Raw genomic sequence first — 17658 nt, 5'->3', positions numbered from 1 at the left:
TTGAGATGTCGCAATCCCCACCGAACCCGGAGGCCCTCACCCATTTCAAGAACCCAGCACGCGTGTCACCAACGTCCCCGGACAACACACCTAGGTCCTGGCCGGGGCACGGGTCAGGACGTCCGCCAGGATCCCGGGCGGGGTCTTGGCCGGGGCCTTCGGGTTCTTGCCGGGAGTCTTGGAGGCCTTGGGCGTCTTGCCCGGGGCCTTCGGAGCCTTCGCCGGGGCCGGGGCCTTCATGGCCGGGGCTCCGACCTCCAGCCAGCTCCGGTCGATGTTGAGCGTCACGTCCCCGTACGTGGCGTCGTGGTCCCCGCGGAACTGGTGGGCGCGGCGGCCCCCCGCCCACTGGCTCGTGCCGGCGGGCAGCCCCAGGTCGGCGTCGGTGACGGAGGCCGCGCCGTTCCAGCGGGCCACCCACAGCACGTCGGGCATGGCGTCCGGGGCCTGGGCATAGTGGGCGCTCAGCGCCTTGGCCCCGGAGCTCGCCGCGACGTAGGCGGCGGCGCCGTAGCCCAGTTCGTGCAGGCGCACCGTCCAGGCCGTGAGGTAGGCGACGACCGGAGCGTCCCAGGTGGCCCGGTCCGTGTAGTTCTCCAGGTCGTTGTAGAGGACCGTGCCCTCGGCCAGGCCCAGTGCCGCGGCCGCGTGGGCCGCTCCCTCGGCCTCGGCCCGGCCCTGCTCGTTGGCCTCGGAGGGGTCGGTGGAGAGCCCCGTGGAGGAGCTGTTCCAGGGCTGGGGGCCGACCCAGATCGGCATGAGGTGCCAGCCCGCCCCGGCCTGCCGGCTCACCCATCCGGCGGTGAGCTGCGGCTGGGCGCAGGCCCGGGCGCGGCCGCCGATGTAGACGCCGACGGCGCCGAAGGGCGAGTCGGCCCGCCACGCGTTCATGGTGCGCTGGGTGGGGGCCGTGCAGGCGTCGAAGCCCTCGCCGGTGAAGGGCCCCTGGACGGTGGTGCGGGGACCCCCGCCGACGACCCCGGCCGGATCGACGGGGACCGGGCCGGGGGCCGCCGGGGGCGTGAGGGCGCGGGCCCGGGTGAGGACCGCGCGGACGGCCTCGGGGGTGGAGGCGTAGGAGACGGTGGCCATGACCCCGGCGCGGCGCAGGGCGTAGCGGATCTCGTTGCTGTCGCCCCGGACCTTGGCCAGGGGGTCGCCCTCGTCACCCCCGACGGTGGGGATGTCGGCGCGCGGCGGGGCCCCGTCGAGCGGCTCCAGATGCAGCGTGTCGGAACGGGGGGCGGCGGCGCGGGCGGCTCCGCATTCGCCTTGGCCGCCTGCGTGCCCGAGGTAGAGGGTGGGCACGTCGAGGCGCAGGCAGGCGTCGGGGTTGCGCTCGAGGTCGACGACCCGCCAGTCGGCGGGCACGGTGAGGCGCAGCCCGCGGTAGTCGACGGTGCGGCCGTCGGCGGTGCGGCCGTCGGCTGTGGGACCCTCGGCGGCCCCGAGGGGGACGGGAGCGAGCAGCGCGGCGCCCAGCAGGCAGCTCAACATCATGTGGGTGGGGAGCATGTGACCCACTGTTACCAGAAGGCCCGGGGGTTGACGCAGAGGCACGAGAGCCCGCGGCCACCTGTTGACGGGACGGCCGCACCGCGCCGCGGACGGCCGCACCCGGTTCCCTCGCTCCCCCCCTGCTCCCCTACCCCCTACTCCGCAGGCGGGCGGCCCTTGCTCCGGCGGGGGGCGGTGGCGCCGCGGATCTCCTCCGTGGCCGCGCGGAACGCGGGTGCGGCGCGGGCGAAGTAGTCGAAGAGCAGGGCCTGCTGCTCCGGGGTGTAGGACCCGATCAGGGTCGCGATGTGCCGGCGGGCCGGTCCGACCACGTCCTCGATGCGGTCCAGCGCGTCGGGTACCGGCTCCACGATGACCCTCCGCCGGTCCCCCGGATCGGCGGCCCGGCGGGCGTAACCGGCCCGCTCCAGGCGGTCGATGAGCCGGGTCGTCGCCCCCGTGGTCAGCCCGGTGCGGGTGGCGAGCTCACCGGAGGACAGGCTCCCCTCCAGGGTGATGAGGCTGAGTGCGTACCACTCGGAGGTGTGCAGTCCGGCCGCCTCTGCGCTGGCCAGGCCCTGGAGGCCGACGGCGTCCAGGTACTGCCGGAAGACCGTGTGCGCGTCCGGGCCGCCGCCGCCTGTTGCCATTCTCGGGATCGCCTCCTACCTTTATATCTGCACGCATGCAGATACTGCATTTGATCAGTATCTGCCTCAGTCTAGCCAATTGGAGATGGTCCGTCATGCAGCAGCCCACCGGCGGGTCCGTGGACTCCGCCTCCGCCTCCGTCCGGGCCGTGCTCGACCGGCTCGTCGCCGCCTGGGAGCGCCACGACGCCGAGGCGTACGGCGAGCTCTTCACCGAGGACGCCTCGTACGTCACCTACGTCGGCACCTTCTACCGGGGCCGCCGCGACATCGTGGACAGCCACCGCACCCTCTTCGCCGGCTTCCTCAAGGGCACCCGGCTGGCCGACGAGGTCCTCGACGTCCGCTTCTACGGCCCGGACGTGGCCGTGGCCAACGGCCGCGGGGACACCTACAAGGGCAAGCGCCCGGCGAAGCCGACCAAGGTCCAGACGTACACCCTCGTCCGCGACCCGGACGGGCAGTGGCGGATCGCCGCGTTCCAGAACACCAAGCGCAAGCCCCTGATGGAGTCCCTGTCCCACCGGTTCGCCCCGGGCCTCGTCCCGTCCTCCGAGCGCTGACCGTACGCCGCCCACCGCCGCGGAGCCGGGTCCGGAGCCGGGTCCGGAGCCGGGGCCGGAGCCGGGGCCTGAGCCGGGGCCTGAGCCGGGGCCTGAGGCAGAGCCGACGTCCCCCGACCCGACCCGACCCGGCCCCGGAGGCCGTGGTGCACACCACCCTGCGGGCCACGGGCCGCCGCACCACCCGCCCGACCGCCGCCCCCGGGAACGCTCCGCTACTCCCCCTGCTCCTGGAAGGCCGGCAGGGCGAAGATCCGCTCCTTGCCCGCCTCCTCCATCAGCTCGACCAGCGGCAGCACCAGCTCCCACAGGTCCTGCTTGTCGACCTCGCGCACGAGCCCTTCGAGCTCCGCGTCGCCCAGTCCGGCGGCGGCATCGGCCACCACCTTGCGCGACTCCTCGGGCAGGACGCCGACCAGGGGCAGGAAGGCGCCCCACAGCGCGGTCGCCACGACGGCCCGCACCACCCCGGCCAGCACGAGCGGGTCCCGCAGGGACTCCAGCCGGGCCACCGCGAGCCGGTCCTCCTCGCCGAGCAGCGCCACGAGCGGGAGCAGGGACTCCCACAGGCCCTCGGCGTGCGTCACCCGTACGAGCGAGTCGAGTTCGGCCGCGCCGAGGCGGGCGGTGAGCTCGGCGATGCGCAGCCGCTGGTCGCCGCCGACCATCGCGGCGACGCCGAGGGCCTCCTCCCAGAGCTCCTCGGCGGCAGCGGCCCGTACGACCGCGCCGAGCCGGTCGTCGCCCATGAGCTCCAGGATCCGGGGCAGCCGCTCGGGCAGGTCCACGTAGAAGCCGGCGCGCAGCACCACCGCGTCGTCCACCTGGTCGAGGATCCGGCGGAGCACCCGGTCCCGCATGTGACCGACGAACCGGCCCATGGTGAGGTGGTCGCGGTTCTCGGCGAGGGTGGTGGCGATCCGCACGACGAGCCCCTCGTCGAGCCGGTCGACGATCCCGGAGATCTTCCGCGGGTCCAGGTGTCCGCAGGCCTCGGCGGTGAAGGAGACGGGCAGCTTCTCGATGATGGCGGCGGCCCGGCCCGACTCCAGCCGGCCGGCCACGCCGGCGGCCAGCCGGGGCCCGAGCGCCTTCTGCGAGATGGCGGCCGCCACCCCGGCGGGCACCAGCTTGGTCGCGGCGGCGATCCGGTCCAGCATCTCGGGTGCGCCGTCGTTCAGTACGCCGCTGACCTGCTCGCGGAACGCCCGTACGTCCTCGTCCGGCAGCCCGCGCAGGAAGCCGAGCTCCCCGGCGTCCGCGCCCACCAGCCGGGCGATCTTCTCCACTTCGGCGCGGCTCACCGGAAGAGCACCTTGCGCACGGCTCCGCGCGCGAGGGCGGGGACCAGTCCCAGCGCCTCCTCGGCGGCCTGGTTCAGGCCTTCGGCCTGGCGCGCCCGCTCCGCCTTGAGCGCCTCGGCGAGCCGAGCGAGCTCCCCGGCATCCAGCTCCGCGAACGAAGCGGGGGGCCGGGCACCCCCCAACTCCCCTGCCAAGCGGCCCATTTCCTCATCTGTACGCACGGGACGACCTCCCACACCAAAGACGACACGACGGCTCGCGTCGAGCGTGGGCCCGAATTGACTAATAGTCAATATTCGCGGGTAGGACCGGCCGGGCACTACTCGTGCGGGGGTCGGTGTCGATGCCCTGGACCGGGTCAGCCTGCCAGTCGGGCGAGGGCCAGCGCGTGTGCGCGGTCGAGGGAGTCCGCAGCAGCGCAGGGGATGTCCGGCTGCACGCCGGTGCCTTCCCAGTTCGTGCCGGAGACGGGGTTGACGGCGCGGCCGAAGGGGACGGTGACTTCCAGGTGTGGGTGCACCGTCCAGCCCTTGCACGGGTGTGCGCCACCACGGGTGCGCTCGCCGACGACCACGGCGCGGCCGAGCTGCTGGAGGTCGTACGCCAGCTCTTCAGCGGCAGAGAAGGTGCTGTCGCCGGTCAGCACGTACAACGGCTTGCTGCCGCCGAAGCGTGCGCCGGGAACGTGCGGCGGGCTCCAGGACTGCTCCCTGCGCTCGCCGCCGCGCCAGTGCATGGTGTTGAGATGGGTGCGCTCGTCGAGCAGGTAACCGGCGACGAAGGCCACCGTGTCCGGGTCGCCGCCCCGGTTGGCGCGGAGGTCGACGATCAGCGCCTGGGCGCGGGAGGCCAGGGTGAGCGCGGCGCCCAGCGGTTCGGCGGCCCAGTCCAGCGGGAACAGCATCGGTGCCAGCTCCACCACGGCGACCCCTCCGTCGAGCAACTGCACCCGGGGCGCACCGCCCAGCGAGGTGTCGAAGTCCCGGCGCATGGCCTGCAGGGTGGCCGCGTCCTGCTTCGGGGGCACCGGGTCGACGTGGTGCTTCAGCCTCAGGTGTCGGTCGCCGTTGACGGACTGCAGGTCCGCGGTGACCAGACGGGCGAGCTCCTCGGCGCCGTCGACTTCGTAGGCACCCTCGGCGAGGCGCCGTTGCAGCAGGCCGGCGAGCTGCTCGGCTATCTCGGGGAAGACGTAGTGCTCGTTCACGAGCCGGACCGTTTCGTCGATGACAGGAGCCGGCGGAAGCTTGGTTGAAGTGGTCATGGCTGGGAGTAGAGCACTGCCCTTGCGAAAGCGTCAAAGAGTTTCGGCACCCCGTCAGGCAGCGTGCCGAGCAGCTCGAAGCGAAGAAGGGCGACGTGGCCCACCACCTCAAAGTCCTCCGCGAAGCCGGGCTGGTCCACATCGCCGGGACCCGCCAGGTCCGCGGCGGCACCGAGCGGTACTACCAGCGCACGGCCCGCCACATGGTCGTCGCCGAACCCCGGGCGGCAGGCACCGCCGCGCTGCTCGCCGCTTTCGCCCAGGAGCTGAACCGCTCGCCCGCCGAGGCCCACCTGACACTGCGCCACCTGCGTCTCAGCCCCTCGAAGGCAAGGGAACTCGGCGAGACCCTCGGCAGACTGGTCGACGAGGCCGAGGAGGATTCGGAGGACCAGCCCCTGCACGGTGTGCTGGTGGCGCTCTCTCGGCAGCCCCTGCCACCTGGCGCCACCGGTTCCGCCTAGGTCGTCTCTTTCGGATCTTGCCGGTCAGGCCCGCGTCGTCCGGTGCCGTGCCTCGCCGTGCTGCCGGGTCTCCCGCGTACTGGACGTACGCGGTGACCCGGCAGTGCGGCGAGGTGCGGTGCCGGGCGGCGCGGGCCAGGCAAGATCCGAAAGAGACGGCCTAGGCCGCGGCCCGTTCCAGGACCTCCAGGACGGTGTCGCGGAACAGGGTGGTCTTGTAGCCGGTCTGGGGCAGCGGCCGGCAGCGGGCGAGCACCGTCGCTGCCGCGGCCTCGAGGACCCCGGGGGTGGCTTCCCGGCCGATCAGGGCCGCCTCCACCTCCGGCAGCCGCAGCGGAACCCGTGCCACCCCGCCCGCCGCGACCGCCGCGTGCGTGACGGTGGCGCCGTCCAGCGCGAGCCGGGCGGTGGCCTCGACCAGGGGCCATTCACCGAGGGCCCGGCTGGTGGCGCGGTGGCAGGCGGCGCGTTCGCCCGGCAGCGGCGGCGGCAGCAGGACCGCGGTGAGGATGCGGTCCGGTGCCAGCAGGTGGTCGGCTTGGTGGAGCCGGTCGCCGTCCCCGTACAACTCGGCTACGGTGCGCGGCGATTCGCCGTGGATCTCGGCCCCGGCGTCGTAGGTGAGCAGGGCCATCGCGAGGGTCGACGGGTGCGGGGCGACGCACGGGCCGTCACCGCTGACCACGCCGAAGTGGTGGTCGCCCTCGCGCGCGGGGCAGCCGGAGCCGCCCTTCTGGAGGCAGCTGACGTGCGGATTGCGGTAGTACCAGCAGCGGTTGCGCTGGAGCAGGTTGCCGCCCAGGGTGCCGGCGGCGCGGATCTGCGGGGTCGCGGCGGTCCCGGCCGACATCGCCAGGGCGGGCCAGCCGGAGCGCACCCGCGGATCGGCGGCCAGCGCGGCGAGCGTGGTCAGGGCGCCGATCCGCAGCCCTCCTCCGGGCAGCGGCGTGCAGCCGCGCAGGCCGTCCGCGCCGTCGAGGTCGGTGAACGGGCCCGGGCTGATGCCGGAGCGCTGCCGGGCGGTGGTGTCGGTGCCACCGGCGCGCAGCTCCCCGCCGCGCGCCAGGACGGCGGCCGAGAGGTCGGTGAGAGTGGGCTCGGTGCTCACGTACCCAGTCCTTCCAGGAGACGGTCGGGTCGGATGGGCATGTCGTACGGGCGCCGGCCGGTGGCGTCGTGGACCGCGTTGGCCAGGGCGGCGGCGGTGGGCAGGGTGGAGATCTCCCCGAGGCCGACTCCGCCGCCGGGGACGTGCTCGAAGCCTTCCTGATGGAAGTGGACGGTGATCTCGGGGGTGTCCGCGATGCCGGGGATGCGGTAGTCCTCCAGGTTGTCGGTCAGCACCCGGCCGGTGGCCGGGTCGGTGCGCCGCTCCTCGAACAGGGCGTAGCCGACTCCCTGGATGACGGCGCCCTCGCACTGACTGCGGGCGAGGCGTTCCTCGTGGATGCGGCCCGCCGCGATGCCGCTCCACACGCGCAGCGGGCGGATCCGGCCGAGCCGGGTGTCCACCTCCACCTCGGCGACCTGCACCGATCCGGTGAAGCCGCGGCCGATGGCCACGCCGCCCATGGTCAGGTTGAGGGGGGTCACGAAGCCCCGGTGGTCCCGGGTGCGCCGGCCGGTGACCCGTACGCCGTGCGCGAGGCCCAACCGGGAGGCCACGTCGCCGTCACCGGCGCCGAGCGCGTCGCGCAGCCGTGCGGCGGCGTCCGCGGCGGCGGGCACGATCGACGGTGTGGTGCGGCTGCCGCCGGAGGTGGGGCCGTGGACGGTGTCGCTGTGCCCGACCTCCGCCCGGACCCGGTCCTCCGCCACGCCGAGTCCTTCGGCGACGGCCCGGCGCAGTACGGTGCGCGCGCCCGTGCCCATGTCCTGCACGGCACAGCGGGCGACCACGATCCCGTCCTCGACGGTGAGCTCGACCTCGGTGGCGGGGTCGAGGAAGTACAGCCAGTTGGCCGCCGCGACGCCGACGCCCCGGCGGAACCGCCCGGTGCCGCCGCGGGTGCCCGACCAGGCCGGAAGGGCCGCGGCCAGGTCGTACAGGGCGTGGCGTTTGGGGTTGCCGTCCCAGCGGCGGCGCAGGGCGATGGGGTCCTGGCCGAGCCGGTGGGCCATCTCGTCGACGGCCTGTTCCAGGGCCCAGCACATGGTGGGTCCGCCCGGGCCGCGGAAGGGCGCGCCGGGCGGCCGGTGGGTGACGGTGTCGAAGTCCCGTAGCCGGCGCGGGGCCTTGCCGTACATGAACCGGGCCAGCGCCGCGACGGTGCCGCCCACCGAGACCCCGCCGTCGGTGTCCACGTCCATGGCCAGCGCGCTCAGCTCCCCGGCGGAGTCCGCGGCCATCGCCAGCCGGATCCGGGTGCCGGGCCGGTACCCGCCGTCGGTGAGCTCCTCGTCCCGGTCCAGCACCACCCGCACGGGGGCGCCGTGCAGCCGGGCCAGTTCCACCGCGGCGACCACGTCGGAGGTCAGCCCCATCTTGCAGCCGAAGCCGCCGCCGACGTGCACGGCCCGGGCCACGACCCGGTCGAGGGGCACGCCGAAGCGCTCGGCGGCGAGTACGGCCACCTGTCTGACCGACTGCGTGGACACCTCCAGGTGGAGGGTGCCTTCGTCCCAGCGAGCCAGGCAGGCGTGCGGTTCGAGCGGGGTGTGGGTCTGCGCGGCGGTCGTGAACAGGCCCTCCACCACCCGTTCGGGGCTGTTCTTGCGGGCCTCGACAATCCGGCGCACGGCCGTGGCGGGCCGCTTGCTCATGGCGGAGGGCCCGCGCCGGTTGCCGCGCCAGCGGGCGGGCGTCAGCTGCGGGGCCTCACCCGATCCCGGCGCCAGCTTCCGCGCCGCCTTGTCCTCGTAGACCAGCGGCCCCTCGCCGGCCCGCGCCCGGTCCGCGTCGAGGGCGGCCGGAAGCACCTCGTACTCCACCTTGACCCGCCCGGCGGCCGCCCGCGCGGAAGCCCGGTCCGCCGCGGCGACGGCCGCGACGGGCTGCCCGACGTACCGCACCACCCCATCAGGGGGCAGCAAGGGCACCACCACCACATCCCCGGCCTCCAGGGACCGTACGTGCGCATGCGCGTGCGGCGAGCGGATGATCACTCCCTCCAGCAGCCCCTCGGGCCGCTGATCGGTGGTGTACCGGGCCGACCCGTCGACCTTCTCGGCGGCCTCGGCGCGCGGGACCGGCCCCCGCACCGCATCCGTCTCGTACTCGCCCGCGCAGGCCGCCGCCACGGCTCTGAGGATCCCCTCATAGGCGCCGCAACGGCACAGGTGACCCGCCAGCGCCTCCGCGATCTCCTCCCGGCCCGGCCTGGCCCGCCCGTGCGCGGCCCGCCACCGCTCGAAGAACGCGGCCGCCTCGACCACGAACCCGGGCGTGCAGTAACCGCACTGCAGGGCGTCCTCCCCGGCGAAGGCACGCCCGACCGGGTGACCGGCCAGACCCTCCACGGTCGTCACCCGCCGCCCGCCCAGCCGCGCCGCCGGCGTCAGACACGCCACCCGCGGCTCCCCGTCGACCTGGATCGTGCACGCCCCGCACACCCCGCCGGAGCAGACCAGCTTGGTCCCGGTCAGCCCCAACTGCTCCCGCACGACCTCCACGGCAGCAGGATCACCGTCCACGTCCACCGCACACGGGACGCCATTGACCTCGAACTCCACGAGACGCACTCCTCAACCGTGGGGGCGACGACCCCCACACCAGCCGGGTTCGCCTTCACCCCCCTTGATAACCCGCCCCCACCGCCCCCGCAGCTCGGCACACCGCCCCCCGGCCCGAACCCTGACCGCCCCGGAACGCCACAACGCCCGCCACCCCTGGTCGGGGACGTGGCGGGCGTTGTGTCACAGTCACTCACCTCATACCGAGGCCAGCTTGAACCCGGCCCTGATCGTCTTGCCCACCCGTTCGTCACGGATCTGGAACTCGTCCGCGAGCTCCACCACCAACCACAGCCCCCGGCCACGCCCGGCGCCAGGATCTGGTCGCTGCACGACGGGGGAACCAGGGCCGCTGTCACGCACCTCGATCGTCACGATCCCGCCCTCCCACTCCAGCCGCACGGAGAACTCCCGCCCCAGCGGAACCCCGTGCAGCACGGCATTCGTGGCGAGTTCGGACACGCAGAGCCGAATGTCGTCCCGCCGCTCGCAGAGGCCCCAATCACCAAGCGTGTCACCCACGAACTGACGGGCCGCGCGCACCGAGGCACGGGCCCGAGGGAACCGCTGCTGCCGGGACAAGGTCATAGCACCCCACCGCCTTAACGCTGAGCTTCCAAGGCCACACAGAACGTATCGCTATTCGCGAAAACCAGCAAGGTTTGCAGGCTGGGATAGGAGAGAGGTGTCGCTTAACGTGGGCACCGGCAGAGAGCGGCAGACACTCAGGAGGCAGCGTGAGCGGCAGCGGATGGATCAGCACGTCGATGCCGTACCTCACCCCCCGTGCCGCCGGAGACTCGGACGCCTGGACCGATGAGGCCCAAGGCGCGGGCCGTCGCGGCGGGCAGCGCATCGTGCACGCCGGAGAGGGCGAGGCCCCGGCTGAAGTCGCCAGGATGCTCGGCCTCGCGACCGGGGAGCCCGTCATCGTCCGTCGCCGGATCATCGAACTCGACGGCGGGCCAACCGAATTGACCGACACCTACTACCCTGCCGACATCGCCTCAGGCACACCTCTGGCCGGCACGGCAAAGATCCGAGGTGGCGCTGTGACCCTGCTGGCCGGACTGGGACACATCGGCGTACGGGCCGTCGAGAACGTGACGGCCCGCATGCCGAGTCCCGGAGAACGGGAGCAACTGCGCCTCGGGCCGGTCGAGCCGATCATCCAACTCGCCCGGACCACTTACGACGCAGCGGGGCGGCCGATCCAGGCCGACGTGATGGTCATGCCTGCCACGCGCCAGCAGTTGCGGTACGAGATCGACATCGAGGTCGCATGACCCTGTCCAGTTCCGAAGCCGAAGGCTCCGACCCCCGGCCGCTCCACGCCCGCATTGCCGCCGATCTGCGGGACGAGATCATGAGCGGCGGCCTCGCGCCTGGATCGAAGCTGCCTTCGACCGCGCGGCTGAAGACCCGGTTCGATGCTTCCAACGCCACGATCCAGAAGGCCGTCCAGCTCCTCAAGGACGAGGGACTGGCCCTGGGACGTGCGGGCTCGGCCGTGACCGTACGGGACACCCGGCAGCGGACCGTTCGCCCGGCCGGCTCCCTGACACCGGCCGTGGACGGGGCGGCCTACCCGTGGCTCACCGAAGCATCGGAACCGGCCCGCACAGCGCACAGCACCCTGCTGGCAGTGGAAGAGGTCCCGGTCGTCGGCGACGTCGCTGCCGCGCTCGGCCTCCCCGAGGGCAGTCCCGCCGTGTGCAGGCGCCAGCTGATCGCCCTCGAGGGCGAACCCGCCGAGCTGGTCAGCTCGTACTACCGGCCGGACGTCGCGCGTGGCACCGCCCTCGCGGAGCCCCGCCGGATCCGGGGCGGCACTCCGACCCTGCTGACGGGGCTCGGCTTCCCGCCCCACCGCAGCGTGGACCGGCTCTCCGCCCGTGTCGCAACGCAGGAGCAGTACACCGCACTGCGCCTGCCCGGCGATCTACCCGTCCTGCGGACCCTTCGTACGGTGTACGACGCGGAGGCGCAGCCGATCGAGGTCACCGTAATGGTGAAGGCCGGCCACCTGTACGAGCTCCAGTACGAGTTCACGCCCGAAGCCTGATCCTTTCCCCGAACGCCACAACGCCCGCCACCCCTGGTCGGGGACGTGGCGGGCGTTGTGTCGAGTGCCGTACTTCGTTGTACGGACCGTATGAGGGGTCCCGGCGGGCCGGGGGTACTACGAGACCTCAGGAGAGGTCCCCGGCCGGGCCGGGGGTACTGCGGGTCACACGGTGATCGAGCGGTCCGTCGGCTTGACCGGGTACGGGAGGGCGCTGGTGCCGGTCAGGAAGCGGTCCACGCCGCGGGCGGCCGAGCGGCCTTCCGCGATGGCCCAGACGATCAGCGACTGGCCGCGGCCGGCGTCGCCGGCGACGAAGACGCCGTCGACGTTGGTCGCGTAGGAGGCGTCGCGCTCGATGTTGCCGCGGGCGTCCATGGCCAGGCCGAACTGCGCCGTGAGGCCGTTCTCCTGGTCGGTGCCGGTGAAGCCCATCGCCAGGGTGACCAGCTGCGCGGGGAGGACGCGCTCGGTGCCGGCCTTCTGGACGAGCTTGCCGTCTTCGAAGGCGACCTCGACCAGGTGGAGCGCCTGGACGTTGCCGTCCTCGTCGCCCTCGAAGTGGGTGGTGGAGACGGAGTAGATCCGCTCGCCGCCCTCCTCGTGAGCAGAGGTGACCTTGTACAGCATGGGGAACGTCGGCCAGGGCTGGCCGGCCGGCCGGTCCTCGGACGGACGGGGCATGATCTCCAGCTGCGTGACCGAGGCCGCGCCCTGGCGGTGGGCGGTGCCCACGCAGTCCGCGCCGGTGTCGCCGCCGCCGATGACGACCACGTGCTTGCCCTCGGCCGTGATGGGGGGCGCCATGAAGTCGCCCTCCTGGACCTTGTTCGCGAGGGGCAGGTACTCCATCGCGAAGTGGATGCCCTTGAGGTCGCGGCCCGGGACCGGGAGGTCGCGGGAGACGGTCGCGCCCGCCGCGATGACCACCGCGTCGAACCGCTTGCGCAGGTCGGTGGCGGTGATGTCGCGGCCGACCTCGACACCGGTACGGAACTTGGTGCCCTCCGCACGCATCTGCTCGATGCGGCGGTTGATGTGCACCTTCTCCATCTTGAACTCGGGGATGCCGTAGCGCAGCAGCCCGCCGATGCGGTCGGCGCGCTCGTACACGACCACGGTGTGGCCGGCCCGGGTCAGCTGCTGGGCCGCGGCGAGACCCGCCGGGCCGGAGCCGATGACCGCGGCGGTCTTGCCCGACAGGCGCTCGGGCGCCTGCGGGGTGACGTCGCCGTTGTCCCACGCCTTGTCGATGATCGAGACTTCGACGTTCTTGATCGTGACGGCCGGCTGGTTGATCCCGAGCACGCAGGCGGACTCGCACGGCGCCGGGCACAGCCGCCCGGTGAACTCCGGGAAGTTGTTCGTCGCGTGCAGCCGCTCGGACGCGGCGGTCCAGTCCTCGCGGTACGCGAAGTCGTTCCACTCGGGGATCAGGTTCCCGAGCGGGCAGCCGTTGTGACAGAACGGGATGCCGCAGTCCATGCAGCGGCCGGCCTGCTTGCTGATGATCGGCAGCAGCGAGCCCGGAACGTAGACCTCGTTCCAGTCCTTGAGGCGCTCGGCCACAGGACGGGTGCAGGCGGTCTCGCGCGGGGTGGTGAGGAAGCCCTTCGGGTCAGCCATTGGTCGCCGCCTCCATCATCTTCTCCGTGGTCTCGGACTCGGAGAGTCCGGCGAGCTCAGCGGCGTCCTTGGCGGCGAGCACTGCCTTGTACGTGGTCGGGATGATCTTGCTGAAGCGGGCCGCCGAGGCGGTCCAGTCAGCCAGGAGCTTCGCGGCCACGGTCGAGCCGGTCTCCTCCTCGTGGCGGCGCACCACATCGTGCAGCCACTGGGAGTCGGTGTCGGAGAGGGCTTCGAGCGCGCCCGTGTTGCCGACGTTGACGTTGGCCGGGTCCAGGTCGATGACGTACGCGACGCCGCCCGACATGCCCGCCGCGAAGTTGCGGCCCGTCTCGCCGAGGACGACCGCGGTGCCGCCGGTCATGTACTCGCAGCCGTGGTCGCCCACGCCTTCCGAGACGACCAGGGCGCCGGAGTTGCGGACGCAGAAGCGCTCGCCGGTGCGGCCGCGCAGGAACAGCTCGCCGCCGGTGGCGCCGTAGCCGATCGTGTTGCCCGCGATGGTCGAGTACTCGGCCAGGTGGTCGGCGCCGCGGTCGGGACGGACCACGACACGGCCGCCGGAGAGGCCCTTGCCGACGTAGTCGTTGGCGTCGCCCTCGAGGCGCAGCGTCACACCGCGCGGGAGGAAGGCGCCGAAGGACTGGCCGGCGGAACCGGTGAAGGTCAGGTCGATGGTGTTGTCGGGCAGGCCCGCGCCACCGAACTTCTTCGTGACCTCGTGGCCGAGCATGGTGCCGACCGTCCGGTTGATGTTGCGGATCGCGACCTGGGCGCGGACCGGCTGCGCGGTCTCGGCCGAGTCGGCGTTCAGCGCGTCCGCGGCGAGGCGGATGAGCTCGTTGTCGAGCGCCTTCTCCAGACCGTGGTCCTGCTCGATCTGGGCGTGGCGGACCGCGCCCTCGGGCAGCTCCGGCACGTAGAAGAGCGGCTCCAGGTCGAGACCCTGCGCCTTCCAGTGCGTCACGGCCTTGCTGGTGTCGAGGAGCTCGGCGTGGCCGACGGCCTCCTCGATCGTGCGGAAGCCCAGCTCGGCGAGGAGCTCGCGCACCTCCTCCGCGATGAACTCGAAGAAGTTGACGACGAACTCGGGCTTGCCGGAGAAGCGGTCGCGCAGGACCGGGTTCTGGGTGGCGATGCCGACCGGGCAGGTGTCCAGGTGGCAGACGCGCATCATGACGCAGCCGGAGACGACGAGCGGCGCGGTCGCGAAACCGAACTCCTCGGCGCCGAGCAGCGCGGCGATGACGACGTCGCGGCCGGTCTTGAGCTGGCCGTCCGTCTGGACCACGATGCGGTCGCGCAGCCCGTTGAGCAGCAGGGTCTGCTGGGTCTCGGCGAGGCCGAGCTCCCAGGGACCGCCCGCGTGCTTCAGGGACGTCAGAGGAGACGCGCCCGTACCGCCGTCGTGGCCGGAGATGAGGACGACGTCCGCGTGGGCCTTGGAGACACCGGCCGCGACCGTACCCACGCCGACCTCGGAGACCAGCTTCACGTGGATGCGGGCGACCGGGTTGGCGTTCTTGAGGTCGTGGATCAGCTGAGCCAGGTCCTCGATGGAGTAGATGTCGTGGTGCGGCGGCGGGGAGATCAGGCCGACGCCCGGGGTGGAGTGCCGGGTCTTGGCGACCCACGGGTAGACCTTGTGGCCGGGCAGCTGGCCGCCCTCGCCGGGCTTGGCGCCCTGCGCCATCTTGATCTGGATGTCGTCCGCGTTGACCAGGTACTCGCTCGTCACACCGAAGCGGCCGGAGGCGACCTGCTTGATGGAGGAGCGGCGCGCCGGGTCGTACAGGCGGTCCGGGTCCTCGCCGCCCTCACCGGTGTTGGACTTGGCGCCCAACTGGTTCATGGCGATGGCGAGGGTCTCGTGCGCCTCCTTGGAGATGGAGCCGTACGACATGGCGCCGGTGGAGAAGCGCTTGACGATGTCGGCGACCGACTCGACCTCGTCGATGGAGATTGCTGGACGCCCGCCGGCTTCCGCAGCCTTGAAGCCGAACAGGCCGCGGAGCGTCATCAGGCGCTCGGACTGCTCGTTCACCCGGTCCGTGTACTGCTTGAAGATGTCGTACCGGCGGTTGCGCGTGGCGTGCTGCAGGCGGAAGACCGTGTCCGGGTCGAACAGGTGCGGCTCGCCCTCGCGGCGCCACTGGTACTCGCCGCCGATCTCCAGCGCGCGGTGCGTGGCCGCGATGCCGGAGGCCGGGTACGCCTTGGTGTGGCGCGCGGCCACCTCCTTGGCGATGACGTCCAGGCCGGCGCCGCCGATCTTGGTGGCGGTGCCCGCGAAGTACGCGGCGACGAACTCCTCGTTCAGGCCGACGGCCTCGAAGACCTGCGCGCCGCGGTAGGAGGCGACGGTGGAGATGCCCATCTTGGACATGACCTTCAGGACGCCCTTGCCGAGCGCGTAGATCAGGTTCTTGATGGCCTGCTCCGGCTCGAGGCCGGACAGGAAGGTACCGGCGCTCAGGAGGTCCTCGACGGACTCCATGGCGAGGTACGGGTTGACCGCGGCCGCGCCGTAGCCGATGAGCAGCGCGACGTGGTGGACCTCGCGGACGTCGCCGGCCTCGACCAGCAGACCCACCTGGGTGCGCTGCTTGGTGGCGATGAGGTGGTGGTGCACCGCGGAGGTCAGCAGCAGCGAGGGGATCGGCGCGTGCTCGGCGTCGGAGTGACGGTCCGAGAGGACGATCAGGTGCGCGCCGTTCTCGATGGCCGCGTCGACCTCGCCGCGGATCTCCTCCAGGCGGGCGGCCAGCGCCGCGCCTCCGCCCGAGACCCGGTACAGGCCCGAGAGGGTGGCGGCCTTCATGCCCGGCATGTCGCCGTCGGCGTTGACGTGGATGAGCTTGGCCAGCTCGTCGTTGTCGATCACCGGGAACGGCAGCGTGACGCTGCGGCAGGACGCGGCGGTCGGCTCCAGCAGGTTGCCCTGCGGGCCGAGCGAGGACAGCAGCGAGGTGACGAGCTCCTCGCGGATGGCGTCCAGCGGCGGGTTGGTGACCTGCGCGAAGAGCTGGGTGAAGTAGTCGAAGAGCAGCCGGGGGCGCTCGGACAGGGCGGCGATCGGGGAGTCCGTACCCATGGAGCCGAGCGGCTCGCCCGCGGTGCGGGCCATCGGCGCGAGGATGACGCGGAGCTCTTCCTCGGTGTAGCCGAAGGTCTGCTGGCGGCGGGTGACCGAGGCGTGGGTGTGCACGATGTGCTCACGCTCGGGCAGGTCCGTCAGCTCGATCTCGCCCGTCTCCAGCCACTCGGCGTACGGGTGCTCGGCGGCCAGCGCGTCCTTGATCTCGTCGTCTTCGATGATCCGCTTCTGGGCGGTGTCGACGAGGAACATCTTGCCGGGCTGCAGGCGGCCCTTGCGGACGACCTTGGCCGGGTCGATGTCCAGGACGCCGACCTCGGAGGAGAGCACGACGAAGTCGTCGTCGGTGACCCAGTAGCGGCCGGGGCGCAGACCGTTGCGGTCGAGGACCGCGCCGACCTGGGTGCCGTCGGTGAAGGTGACGCAGGCGGGGCCGTCCCACGGCTCCATCTGCGTGGAGTGGTACTTGTAGAACGCGCGGCGGGCCGGCGACATGGAGGTGTGGTTCTCCCACGCCTCCGGGATCATCATCAGCACGCTGTGCGGGAGGGACCGGCCGCCGAGGTGGAGCAGCTCCAGGACCTCGTCGAAGGAGGCCGAGTCGGAGGCGTCCGGGGTGCAGATCGGGAAGATGCGCTCGAGGGCGCCCTCACCGAAGAGGCCGGACGCCAGCTGGGACTCGCGGGCCCGCATCCAGTTCCGGTTGCCCTTGACCGTGTTGATCTCGCCGTTGTGCGCGACGAAGCGGTACGGGTGGGCCAGCGGCCACGACGGGAAGGTGTTCGTCGAGAACCGGGAGTGGACCAGGGCGATCGCGGAGGCGAAGCGGCGGTCCGAGAGGTCCGGGAAGAAGGGCTCGAGCTGGCCGGTGGTCAGCATGCCCTTGTAGACGATCGTGCGGGCGGAGAGCGACGGGAAGTAGACCCCGGCCTCGCGCTCGGCGCGCTTGCGCAGCACGAAGGCCTTGCGGTCCAGCTCGATCCCGCTCGTCCCGTTGCTCACGAAGAGCTGGGAGAAGGCCGGCATGGTGGCGCGGGCGCCGTTGCCGAGCAGGTCGGGGGTGACCGGAACCTCGCGCCAGCCGAGAACCGTCAGGTTCTCCTCGGCGGCGATGGCCTCGATCTGCTCCACGGCGACGGCCTGTGCGGTGCCGTCGGCGGGGAGGAAGGCGATGCCGACGGCGTACGCGCCGGCCTCGGGAAGGTCGAAACCGGCCACCTCGCGCAGGAACGCGTCGGGGACCTGGGAGAGGATGCCGGCGCCGTCGCCCGAGTCGGGCTCGGATCCGGTGGCGCCTCGGTGCTCGAGGTTCCGCAATACGGTCAGCGCCTGCTCGACCAGCGTGTGGCTGGCCTCGCCGGTGAGGTTGGCCACAAAGCCGACGCCACAGGCGTCGTGCTCGTTGCGCGGGTCGTACATGCCCTGCTGGGCGGGGCGACCGTCCATGGGCGACCAG

Annotated in this window: 14 protein-coding genes; 4 read left to right on the top strand and 10 right to left on the bottom strand. The window is 72.5% G+C overall.

The features are described 5' to 3' along the window. Positions 1-90 precede the first annotated feature (90 nt). Both ACFYM0_RS34425 and ACFYM0_RS34420 read right to left on the bottom strand, forming a co-directional pair. The gene (locus tag ACFYM0_RS34425) at positions 91-1515 is read right to left on the bottom strand and encodes a DUF1906 domain-containing protein (RefSeq protein ID WP_388508587.1); all 1425 of its coding nucleotides are present in this window, start codon (positions 1513-1515) and stop codon (positions 91-93) included. 137 nt (positions 1516-1652) lie between these two features. Next, positions 1653-2147, bottom strand: a complete 495-nt coding sequence (locus ACFYM0_RS34420) for a MarR family winged helix-turn-helix transcriptional regulator (protein WP_388508584.1) — start codon at positions 2145-2147, stop codon at positions 1653-1655. Positions 2148-2242: 95 nt separating this feature from the next. Between ACFYM0_RS34420 and ACFYM0_RS34415 the strand changes: the two genes are divergently transcribed. After that, positions 2243-2710, top strand: a complete 468-nt coding sequence (locus tag ACFYM0_RS34415; protein WP_388508581.1) for an SgcJ/EcaC family oxidoreductase — start codon at positions 2243-2245, stop codon at positions 2708-2710. A 215-nt stretch (positions 2711-2925) separates the two neighbouring features. On the opposite strand, the gene ACFYM0_RS34410 is transcribed toward ACFYM0_RS34415, so the two are convergent. The 3 genes from ACFYM0_RS34410 to ACFYM0_RS34400 form a co-directional block, all read right to left on the bottom strand. After that, on the bottom strand, positions 2926-4014 hold the full coding sequence (locus ACFYM0_RS34410; RefSeq protein WP_388508579.1) for a hypothetical protein: 1089 nt from the start codon (positions 4012-4014) through the stop codon (positions 2926-2928). Beyond that, positions 4011-4217 carry a hypothetical protein gene (locus ACFYM0_RS34405; protein ID WP_266877023.1) on the bottom strand — a complete coding sequence of 69 codons (207 nt, stop codon included), beginning with the start codon at positions 4215-4217 and terminating at the stop codon, positions 4011-4013. Before ACFYM0_RS34405 ends, ACFYM0_RS34410 begins: the two co-directional genes overlap by 4 nt. Positions 4218-4372: 155 nt before the next feature. Beyond that, on the bottom strand, positions 4373-5278 hold the full coding sequence (locus ACFYM0_RS34400) for a S41 family peptidase (RefSeq protein WP_388508576.1): 906 nt from the start codon (positions 5276-5278) through the stop codon (positions 4373-4375). Between ACFYM0_RS34400 and ACFYM0_RS34395 the strand changes: the two genes are divergently transcribed. Then, a complete protein-coding gene (locus tag ACFYM0_RS34395; protein ID WP_388508573.1) occupies positions 5266-5742 on the top strand; it encodes an ArsR family transcriptional regulator in 477 nt (158 codons plus the stop codon). The two genes, ACFYM0_RS34400 and ACFYM0_RS34395, sit on opposite strands and share 13 nt — an antisense overlap. 160 nt (positions 5743-5902) lie before the next feature. Here ACFYM0_RS34395 and ACFYM0_RS34390 read toward each other — a convergent pair whose 3' ends face one another. From ACFYM0_RS34390 to ACFYM0_RS34380, 3 genes are all read right to left on the bottom strand, one after another. Further along, complete coding sequence (locus ACFYM0_RS34390) at positions 5903-6850, bottom strand: FAD binding domain-containing protein (protein ID WP_388508570.1); 948 nt, start codon at positions 6848-6850, stop codon at positions 5903-5905. Next, positions 6847-9423 carry a molybdopterin-dependent oxidoreductase gene (locus ACFYM0_RS34385; protein WP_388508567.1) on the bottom strand — a complete coding sequence of 859 codons (2577 nt, stop codon included), beginning with the start codon at positions 9421-9423 and terminating at the stop codon, positions 6847-6849. Before ACFYM0_RS34385 ends, ACFYM0_RS34390 begins: the two co-directional genes overlap by 4 nt. A gap of 189 nt (positions 9424-9612) precedes the next feature. After that, positions 9613-10002: an ATP-binding protein gene (locus ACFYM0_RS34380; RefSeq protein WP_388508564.1), complete on the bottom strand. Its 390-nt coding sequence runs from the start codon at positions 10000-10002 to the stop codon at positions 9613-9615. A gap of 149 nt (positions 10003-10151) precedes the next feature. Here ACFYM0_RS34380 and ACFYM0_RS34375 point away from each other — a divergent pair, with 149 nt between their 5' ends. Together ACFYM0_RS34375 and ACFYM0_RS34370 are read left to right on the top strand one after the other, a co-directional pair. Beyond that, positions 10152-10700, top strand: a complete 549-nt coding sequence (locus ACFYM0_RS34375; protein ID WP_388508562.1) for a GntR family transcriptional regulator — start codon at positions 10152-10154, stop codon at positions 10698-10700. Beyond that, positions 10697-11479: a GntR family transcriptional regulator gene (locus ACFYM0_RS34370; RefSeq protein WP_388508560.1), complete on the top strand. Its 783-nt coding sequence runs from the start codon at positions 10697-10699 to the stop codon at positions 11477-11479. The genes ACFYM0_RS34375 and ACFYM0_RS34370 overlap by 4 nt, the downstream gene beginning before the upstream one ends. Positions 11480-11644: 165 nt before the next feature. On the opposite strand, the gene ACFYM0_RS34365 is transcribed toward ACFYM0_RS34370, so the two are convergent. Together ACFYM0_RS34365 and gltB are read right to left on the bottom strand one after the other, a co-directional pair. Beyond that, positions 11645-13105 (bottom strand): glutamate synthase subunit beta, encoded by a 1461-nt coding sequence (locus tag ACFYM0_RS34365; protein ID WP_388508557.1) that lies wholly within the window; start codon positions 13103-13105, stop codon positions 11645-11647. Then, a complete protein-coding gene (gene gltB, locus ACFYM0_RS34360; protein ID WP_388508606.1) occupies positions 13098-17648 on the bottom strand; it encodes a glutamate synthase large subunit in 4551 nt (1516 codons plus the stop codon). Before gltB ends, ACFYM0_RS34365 begins: the two co-directional genes overlap by 8 nt. Positions 17649-17658: the final 10 nt, after the last annotated feature.

The sequence above is a fragment of the Streptomyces sp. NPDC006487 genome, from assembly GCF_042870555.1.
GTDB lineage: Bacteria > Actinomycetota > Actinomycetes > Streptomycetales > Streptomycetaceae > Streptomyces.
Note: the sequence above shows the minus strand (reverse complement) of the source record. Positions and strands in the feature narration are given on the sequence as shown.